Genomic DNA, 6,375 nt, shown 5'->3' with positions numbered 1-6,375 from the left:
TTTTATTGCGAATTTATCTAATTCACTTGCGTAATACGCTTTCGGAGTAATGCCCATTTTATCTAGTGTAATTCTACCGCAGCTCATTCCGTCAAAAAGGCTTAATACATTTAAATTGTCTTTTTTCATAAATCACCATGTAGGAACTAATGTGTTTTCGTTAAAGTAAATCAAGCCAGTCTTCTTCATTGGCTTTTTGGTTGCTTTTTTTGGCTCTTTAAGTGGTTTCAAAGCAACGTTAAGCGCCTTTAGTGAATCAATAACAGAATCAATAACCCTATATGAAACCGTTAGGCCGTATTTTTCCTTGATCATTAAATTCATTTTTTGCGAGTGAGGGCGGTACTTTGTAACGGTCGCATAATAAAGGATCGCATCAAGTTTCTTTTCTGTGATACTTGGGTGTGCTTGTTTTATTTTGTTTAGTAGTTTTTGTTTATCCATTGTTTTCTCCAATCAATTTTTAATTAAGTATACTTATTTATTACCACCTGTAAAGCTTTTTGTTAATTAATATGCAAAAAAAGACCTAGTAAAAACTAGGCCAAAAACAGTTGGAGAGCAAAATGACTAAGGAGATAATCAAGTTACAAACCAAGTATATGCTTTTACTTATTCATTTGCAATGCGCGGTATGAGAAATAAGCTGCGCTGCGCGAATCTTCATTGCTTTGGCCATCATAACCAAAAACCTCCTTTAGTGCGGCCTTGCCTGTTTTACTATCTTTCCACATTTTACTTACTGGATGATGTACCACCTTAATTCCAAAGTGATTGGCAATGCGCTCTATTTCAATTTGAACTTGCTTGCACATGCCGATATGTTGAGCAACCTTTAACTTAACAGCTAGTGATGATTTTCTATCCCTAGCGTTAAATGCCGCGCTAATTCCATTTACGTTTTCAATGTGGAGTTCAATTTTATCGTGATTTTTACATCCATTAAAATATTCAAATATTTCAACAAGACTTTTACACGTTAAAGTTATAAGCTCACCATTTTTAACTACAGCCCATCCGCTTTTTTCACTGTCAGGATCGCAGGCGATTATTATCTTACTCATAAAAACCTCAAAGGGCCGAAGCCCTAGTTAATTAAAATGGTGGATCGTTTGGGTTTGATTGCTGGCTGACTTGCTGCTGTGGCGCAAATCCGCCTTGGTTTTGGAATCCGCCTTGTTGCTGCTGGTTTTGCTGTTGATTGTTAAAACCTTGATGTGACTGCTGGTTAAAGCCGCCTTGTTGTTGACCTTGGTTTTCATCTGAGAAGACGCTAATCATAACGGTGTCGCGCAATTGACCACCTTTGCTTGCCGCCATTGCATTTTGCTTAATTAAAACGCCAGCTAAGTTAATCGATGGATCTAACAACATGTATTCACCACCATCATTACCTTGCATTAAAACACCTAAGCGCTGATACTCGCCTTTTGTTTGCCCGTCTTTTTGGTATTCACCAACTTTTGCTACTAATCGTTTAGCCATTATTTGCATTTCCTTCTAATTGAATTGGTTGTATTGTAAATTCTTGTTTAGCACCCCGTCTAACTTGCACTTTTACGGTTGCTACGTTTGGTATGTTCGACATTGCATTAACGCGAATGCCGCCAACCTCTTTACCCGCCCACCTTACAGTAGGATCTAAAAATAAATTCATTTGGCGGTTAGTCCATTTCTCAGCATCAACACCCCATAAGGCCGCCAATATTTTGCGAACAGTCAAACACGGCTTGTATGGTTTATTGCCACAACCATAATAAAATATTTGCACTGGCTGTTGAGGGTCGTTAACAATGCGAACGCCCTCAACTGTAATTAATAAATCACCACCAAGCAAATCGTCAGCGTTTAACTGGTCAGACTTTGTTTGAATTGTATGAGTAATATCTAAAGGCATTAGTTATCTCCTTCAAATGTAACCTCAACATCATCAACATTATCATCATGGATAATTTCAAATGAAAAACCTTCTTCTGCAATCCATGTGTTAGTTTCATGGCACATCTGGTATTTTTCAATATTGTCTAACATACGACCCCAAAAACCCCACGCTTGCAACTCTTGACGTGTAACACTGAATACGCCAACAGGATATTTGCCCATTGAAATTGATTTTGACACCACAACAAAGGTAAATTTATTAACATCAAAACCATAATGTAAACTAGCAACATAAAGATAAAATGCTGCTTGGTGTCCGTAATCATAAGTGAATAACGGATTCTTCCAGCGCAAGCTATTACCAAATGAATCTTTTGCGCGCCAATCATCAATAATTGCTGTTGTTTTAACATCAACTAAAGCGCCTAGTGATTTAACGCAATCTTTATCCGGTCGGCATTTTAACAAAACACCCGTTTCTGGATCTGTTGCGAAAATACTAGATTCACAATCGCCTTGCGCATTAATAATTGCTTTTGCTGATGGGTGAGCTGCAACACTCGCCGCCATGATATTAATTTTTTCAGCTTCATCAGGTGTAAGCACGATGTTGTTAGGGTTATCTGCTTGCATCTCTTGAAATGCTTTTGTTGTGCGACCTTTTACGCTAGCAACTAAAACCAAATCATCGTAGCGCTCAGGCTCAAGCAATTTACAGTGTAAAGCTGTGCCAAGTTGAGCGGCTTCGTTTTTTGTCGCATCAACTGGTGCATTTTTAGACCAGATATAGTCTGACTGACTATTTTCAATAAGCTTTAATTCACTATTCGCAACACCTTCAGCGTTACGGTAGTCTTTATCAGGCATGTTTAATATTTTTTGTGATGTCATTATTGTCTCCAAGTGTTAATAATTAAATTTAATTATATACATATTAGTTAAACGGTCAAGCACTATTGCTCGACTCGTTTAAATTTTTTGCGGTTAATTACACTAAAACCTTTGTCGTTAACCCTGTGCGTTATTGCTTCTGGAACTTCAATTGCTGCTTGGTTTTGTATAATGTCACCAATACTTGTGCAACTACGAATTGCGCGCTTCCATTGATTGCTTGAAACATGCTCCTCAACGAATTGGCGCCACTTTGCTTTATGAAATTGAGTGTTAAAAAACGGGTCCAGCCATTCAACAGCAACTTCCTGTTCTTCAATACCCATTTTACTAATCATTGATTTAAGATAGTAAGCAACCCTAAGCTTTCCACCAGTCGATTCTGTTAACACCATGCGCTCAACTTCTTTATAATCCGCATCTGTATAGGCTTTATTTGTTAGCGCTGCGTTAGGATCAATCAAGACAGCTTCACATTTGCGGCACGTTTTCGCTGTTGGTGCATTATGAGCGCCGCACGCTTTACACTCATTAAACATAAAGTAATGCTCACAACGACCATCTTCGCTAGTATCATCATGGCCTATACAGCGTACGGCAAATTCGGTATTGATAGTGCTGCACAAAGGACAGTCTTGCGTAACATCACTAGGCTTTGCGCGGCTCAAAGTGGCTTGCTCTAAAAGTGGATCGCAGTAGATGTCGCCCATTTGCTCTAGCGTGCTTGAGTAATCTAAAACTAGCGCATTGTTCTTAACTAGGCCAGCGTCTATTTCATGCGGCTTTAACGTTCTAAGAACTCGACCTATTAACTGTATTATCAAAGACAAGCTACCAATGTTTCGCAGTATTACGCAGCATTGCCACTGACTAACGTCAACGCCCGTAGACAAACAACCTATCTGCAAAACGTACTTAATTGAACCATCTTTTGCACCGTCAAGAATTCGGATTCTTTCCTTTGTGCTTGTGCTATCAGTTATTATGCCCCAGCTACCATCTGGTAAGCATTCTGCAACTTGTTCACAGTGTTTTTTACTAGCGCACGTAATTAGCACTCCTAGCTTATCTTTTGTGCGCTCAATAACCTCTGCCATAATTTCTTGGGTTTTAGTCTGCTCCTTGCAAACAGCGCGCCCCATTGCTGCAAGCTCTTTAGTTGTAAAATCACCAGCACCTTCACCACCTTTGACGCTAAACTGATTCAAACCTTCGTACTGGTGCGCCTCATCACCAAAGCCAAAAATTGGCGGAACTAAAAAGCCTTTATTGATTAATTCATAAGTTGAGATTTCTGTTAGTTTATTCTTCCAAAAATCACCTATTATCTCAGTGCTTCCTCGATATGGCGAACCAGTATATCCAATAATGCGAATATTATTGTTTAGGGCTTTAAAGTGGTTGATAATCATGCCATACTGAGTTTCTGGTTTATCAGAAATACAATCCAAGTGATCTACATGATGCGCTTCATCTATTAGTAAAATATCGAACTTAATATTTTTAAATACGGTTTTTAATGACCTACCCACTGTACCCTCAGTACCAAAAACAACGGGATAATATGTTGATTTTTGATTTAGGCTGGCGCTAAATATTGAAACACGCAAACCCATAGCTTGAGCCGTCTCCGCGCCCTGTTTTATTAACTCACCTTGGCGCGCTAACACTAAAACGCGACCACCTTTATTTGTAACGTGCTGTATAACGCTACCTATCAACACAGTCTTACCACCACCAACAGTGCAATCTATTATTGCTGGATCACTGCTTAATTTGCAGTGTTCTATAGTTACATCATGCGCCCTTTGCTGGTAATCTCTTAATTTAAACATTTTTACTCTCCTATTTACTTACGGCATATCAGGCCAAAACCTATTACCCTTTGATGCGTTTTCTTTTCTAGTTAACATTTGAAAGTTATCAATACAGTGTAAACCGCAAACAAGTTTGCTTTTAATTGGAACTATATGATCAACTTCAAAACCCAATGACTTGGCATTTTTGTAATATTCATTAATATACTTCTGCTCTTGCCATGCTGGCCTGGCCTTTCTAACTCTTGAATCATAAGCGCAAGAAATGGCTATCATCTTTTCCCTGTTGTTTTTATAGTACTCCCTTTCATACTCCCTTCTTTTTAATTTAACTTCACTCTTTGATCTGTACTCCTTATCTTTCGAGGCAATCTTATCTCGATTATTAGAAACGTAATTCTTCTTATATCTTGCTATCTTGTCCTTGTTTATAGCTCTCCATTTTTTATGTCTCTCTTTTTGAGCTAACTTATCGGACGTTTCATAACTCCTCTTGGTTCTGCAAACTTTGCACATTAACATCTTGTTTGATTTGCCTATTCTATCCTTATGCAAGTTATCAAGATTAACCTCTTTTATTTGATCACACCTACTGCACTTAAATAAACCATCAGGAATGCTTGCTTTTTCATTTGCGAGCTTACTTCTTTTGCACTCTTTGCATTGGCTTTGGAGACCTGATCTTGTGCGTTTTGAATTGTAAAATTCACACCTATCCTTTACTTTTTTGCATTTGCTGCATTCTTTTTCTGTAAGCTGATGTTCTACACCTTCCTGAGCAGTATTTTGCCTTAGCTGTTCCGTAAAATTTTTTTTGGCAGTTTTCACACTTTACCTCTGAAATCATATATCACCTCTATAACTGTATTGTGACGCAAAATCGTCACACTGTCAAATTAATCCAAAATTATCAGCGTGAAACTTTGCTTCATCGCTTTTACAAATTACTTTTATTTCACAATCCCTGCGCTTTAATTCTTGCCAAATGTAAAACAGGTTTAACGGCTCGAAAAAGCAGATGGTGTTTTTGTTTTCAATGCGATTCAGGCGGTTTGCATCTTTCCAACTTTCACACATCACAACTTCACCAGATAGATCCCCAAATATTGCACAAGCAGAGTACACAAAATGCTTATTGTAATAGCGATGCTCAATACCATCCCACAAAGCTAAATTAACAGGCTTGCTGTTTATGTCAGTTAAAATCAACACCTGGTCACGCCCATATGTAAAAATAGTTTCTTCGCCATGCGTGAGTTGGTCGCATTTAGCTAAAAACTCTGCAATTTCTTGATCGCTTAGGGAATCATCAAAAGGCATACGCGCATACATTGGGCGCTTCTTTATAACCTCGCCGCGCATTGTTTCACGCTCGTAAATGTCAGCACCAAGATATTTGCACGCCTCAAGAAACTCAACGCCCTTATATTCCATAACAAAATCAATTACAGATCCATTAACGCCACAACCGAAGCAGTGAAAAAACTGATCCCTTTCACTTACTGAAAAGCTTGGTGTTTTCTCTCCATGAAAAGGGCAGCATCCAAAGTAATCTTTACCAGACTTTTTAAGCGGCACAACTTCTTCGATAATATCGACGATGTTAACCTTCGCTTTCAAATCATTAACATCGACCATTTACGCCACCTTTGGGTTTATTTTAACAATCGACTCAGCAGAATCATCAAACCAGCAAATATTTCGCGCTTGTAAAACTGGCATTAAGTTGTTTTTTATGTGATTCATCAGTTTTGTTTGGCTTTTGAATGGCGCTGTTTTCTTTACG

At 38.4% G+C, this 6,375-nt stretch carries 8 protein-coding genes; all 8 read right to left on the bottom strand.

Translation table 11 applies throughout. The features are described from left to right. Nucleotides 1-132: 132 nt before the first annotated feature. The 8 genes from ABYD77_RS17020 to ABYD77_RS16985 all read right to left on the bottom strand — a co-directional run bounded on the left by ABYD77_RS17020 (nt 133) and on the right by ABYD77_RS16985 (nt 6,227). A complete protein-coding gene (locus tag ABYD77_RS17020) occupies nt 133-444 on the bottom strand; it encodes a hypothetical protein (protein WP_372771289.1) in 312 nt (103 codons plus the stop codon). A gap of 164 nt (nt 445-608) precedes the next feature. After that, nucleotides 609-1,064, bottom strand: a complete 456-nt coding sequence (locus ABYD77_RS17015; RefSeq protein ID WP_372771288.1) for a hypothetical protein — start codon at nt 1,062-1,064, stop codon at nt 609-611. Nucleotides 1,065-1,095: 31 nt separating this feature from the next. Next, nucleotides 1,096-1,485: a hypothetical protein gene (locus tag ABYD77_RS17010; RefSeq protein ID WP_372771287.1), complete on the bottom strand. Its 390-nt coding sequence runs from the start codon at nt 1,483-1,485 to the stop codon at nt 1,096-1,098. Next, the gene (locus ABYD77_RS17005; protein WP_372771286.1) at nt 1,478-1,897 is read right to left on the bottom strand and encodes a hypothetical protein; all 420 of its coding nucleotides are present in this window, start codon (nt 1,895-1,897) and stop codon (nt 1,478-1,480) included. Before ABYD77_RS17005 ends, ABYD77_RS17010 begins: the two co-directional genes overlap by 8 nt. Further along, nucleotides 1,897-2,772, bottom strand: a complete 876-nt coding sequence (locus ABYD77_RS17000; protein ID WP_372771285.1) for a PD-(D/E)XK nuclease-like domain-containing protein — start codon at nt 2,770-2,772, stop codon at nt 1,897-1,899. Before ABYD77_RS17000 ends, ABYD77_RS17005 begins: the two co-directional genes overlap by 1 nt. A 62-nt stretch (nt 2,773-2,834) precedes the next feature. Then, nucleotides 2,835-4,607 carry a DEAD/DEAH box helicase family protein gene (locus ABYD77_RS16995; protein WP_372771284.1) on the bottom strand — a complete coding sequence of 591 codons (1,773 nt, stop codon included), beginning with the start codon at nt 4,605-4,607 and terminating at the stop codon, nt 2,835-2,837. Nucleotides 4,608-4,625: 18 nt separating this feature from the next. Next, nucleotides 4,626-5,417, bottom strand: a complete 792-nt coding sequence (locus ABYD77_RS16990) for an HNH endonuclease signature motif containing protein (protein ID WP_372771283.1) — start codon at nt 5,415-5,417, stop codon at nt 4,626-4,628. 63 nt (nt 5,418-5,480) lie between these two features. Then, complete coding sequence (locus ABYD77_RS16985; RefSeq protein WP_372771282.1) at nt 5,481-6,227, bottom strand: CHC2 zinc finger domain-containing protein; 747 nt, start codon at nt 6,225-6,227, stop codon at nt 5,481-5,483. Nucleotides 6,228-6,375: the final 148 nt, after the last annotated feature.

Source organism: Pseudoalteromonas sp. (assembly GCF_041629635.1).
In the GTDB taxonomy this organism is placed as follows: domain Bacteria; phylum Pseudomonadota; class Gammaproteobacteria; order Enterobacterales; family Alteromonadaceae; genus Pseudoalteromonas.
The sequence above is the reverse complement of the archived record's forward strand: the minus strand, read 5'-3'. Positions and strand labels throughout refer to the sequence as shown.